Source organism: Bradyrhizobium sp. MI1.7, assembly GCF_055811795.1.
The window spans coordinates 1-560 of record NZ_JBVVPO010000252.1 but is presented as its reverse complement, the minus strand read 5'-3'; the positions used below and the strand labels follow the sequence as shown (position 1 = coordinate 560).

1 pseudogene is annotated in these 560 nt (G+C 60.4%); it reads left to right on the top strand.

The annotated features are described in order from the left end of the window. Positions 1-267 precede the first annotated feature (267 nt). Positions 268-560: pseudogene (locus tag AC0L3X_RS47400) on the top strand (hypothetical protein); the annotation flags it as partial.

Below are 560 nucleotides of genomic sequence, written 5' to 3'. Positions count from 1 at the left end.
TGAACCCCTGTGGATGGCGGTGAAGGCTGGCGGCGGTCGCTCCCACCAGTGCACTGAGTGATTTTGCGCGTCTCGGGTCAATCGGGGTTATGCACGCCAGAGGGCTTTTGGTTCCGCTAAGTCCTTAACGGACATAAACAATTTGAAGATGTGATCCGAAGCAAGTGTTGCAGCCCGGCTACAGCAACCACGGGGTGAACGAACTACTGTTGATTCGTCGGGTGGGCTTATCGCCTTAACGAACTGCTTTCTGGGGAGATTACTCGTATGAAAAAGATTCTGGTTGCTGCGGTCGGGATGATGGCCGCTGGATTGTCCGCTCCGGCGTCGGCGGCTGACTTGGCGGCGCGTCCGTACACTAAGGCCCCGCCGCCGGTGGTGGCTCCGATTTACGATTGGACCGGCTTCTATATCGGCGGCAACGGTGGCTGGGCGCAGAACCACAACTGCGTGGATTTCCTTGACGCGGCTGGCGTAGCCGTCGCTTCCGGCTGCCGCGATCGGTCCGGTGGCGTCATCGGCGGCCAGCTCGGTTATCGCTGGCAGGCCAGCCAGTGGGT